Origin of the sequence: Saliphagus sp. LR7 (assembly GCF_003344565.1) — an archaeon.
In the GTDB taxonomy this organism is placed as follows: Archaea; Halobacteriota; Halobacteria; order Halobacteriales; family Natrialbaceae; genus Saliphagus; species Saliphagus infecundisoli.
Genome location: NZ_QPND01000065.1, coordinates 1 through 1,612, shown reverse-complemented (window position 1 = coordinate 1,612; position 1,612 = coordinate 1). Strand labels below are relative to the sequence as shown.

The 1,612-nt window shown below is 52.8% G+C and carries 2 protein-coding genes; both read left to right on the top strand.

The genetic code is table 11. The features are described 5' to 3' along the window. Positions 1 to 120 precede the first annotated feature (120 nt). Positions 121 to 810, top strand: coding sequence for a methyltransferase domain-containing protein (locus DVH23_RS23165; RefSeq protein WP_157972600.1), 690 nt, complete (start codon positions 121 to 123; stop codon positions 808 to 810). Positions 811 to 1,292: 482 nt separating this feature from the next. After that, a partial coding sequence (locus DVH23_RS24915) for a hypothetical protein (RefSeq protein ID WP_232833913.1) occupies positions 1,293 to 1,612 on the top strand: 320 nt, incomplete at its 3' end.

The window sequence follows — 1,612 nt, the reverse complement described above, 5'->3', positions numbered from 1 at the left end:
GGCGAGACGGAGACGTTCGAAACATCGATCACGTGGTGGAAGGAAGACCCGGGCAGACTCCTCGTCCATCGTTGGTCGGTATGTGATCCGCCAGCGGAATTGGTGTTACGATCTATCGAGATGAGCGTTGATCAATTATCGTTGCGGTCTGATGAATCGGTCCTTTCCGTAGGGTGTGGGCCCGGGTTCGAGACCACGGCTCTGGCGCAACAAATTACTGAGGAAGGGCATATCACTGGCATCGATCTCAATGAAGAGGTTCTGACTACGGCCAGAGATCGATGTAGCGATTTCCCGCAGGTATCTTTCAAGCAGGGGGATATTACTGACTTGCCAGTGGCGGACGAGAGCTACGACCTCGCGATCGCCAAACAAGTTTTCTCCCAAATTACAGATGTCGAGTCGGCATTAGACGAACTTCACCGCGTCCTCAAGCGAAATGGGCGAGTGGCTGTCACCGCCGGGGACAAGCGAGCGCACATCAAGCACACCCCGACTGATCAGATGAAACGTGCTGACGAGGTTTTTCGCTCCAAAATGGCTGGAAGGCAGCTCGGGACGCGTCTCGTTGGGTTGCTTCCCGAGGCCGGGTTCAGGATTGAAGATATCATCCCTCGTGCAAAAATACAAACTGAGATTAACGATCAAGTGGAGCGCATTACTGTACAACGACGATTTCTTGAGGAGAGCGATACATTTGACGACGCTGAAATCGATGGATGGGAGCAGGAAATGAGAGGCCTCGATGAAACCAATCAGTTCCTCTCCTGTGGAACAGCCTTCCTGTACATCGCTCGAAAAACTGAGTAGGGGGTTGTCAGTAGTCCCTGTACGTAACGCTAAGTGGTTCGATCGGGGTAATCCAACTGACGCGTTACCGTGAGCTTCGAGCACAGCATCAGCTGTTCAAGTTCGCATGTGGCAGTTCACTACGTGAGGCCCCACACGACACCGAGAGAGATACCGAGACCCATCCCAATCGAAATATCTATCGCGATATCACCCAGTGCAAGTCCAAGAGCGACTCCTAGTAGCGGTCCGAACGCAATCCCCAGAGCATCTTATCCGGATCTATTTGGTCGTCTTCTCCGTCAGACACGTGCTGTCTTTAGATTTCCTGTGAGATAAACTCAGAGATCTAATCGCATGAGAGTTTCCTGTATGTTCCGATAACTGGTCCAATCGGCATAATACAACTGCCGCGTTTCGGTGGGTCACGACTCGATGTGTTGCTGGCTGAAATCCCACTAACTGAGCAACATATTTTTGTGACCTTGTATACAAATTCTGCCATGGAAACGCGAACGGAGACCGGACTGGGCCAGCCGAACGCAGAGTCTCCGGATGCGTCATATGCAATCGTCGCTGGCCTCTACGTCGCCATTCTCCTCGCTCCGTTCGCTGTTCTCGTCTTCGCACGCGTGACGTCGAACGGCGGCCTCCTCTATCTCGGATTTCTCGCGGCACTCACAGTCATCGCCACTGTCGGTAGTTCCCATCGCTCCTGGTTTCTGACTCGATTTCTGGAGAAAAATGACCGAGATCAGCGTAATGGATTCAGTGAGTCGAACAAAGACGGCGGTCTCACGTCAGTGAGAGCGCCGTCACCCGA

Excerpts from the sequence above, each read along its gene's own strand:
- DVH23_RS23165 (WP_157972600.1), top strand. The coding sequence starts at position 121 with ATGAGCGTTGATCAATTATCGTTGCGGTCTGATGAATCGGTCCTTTCC.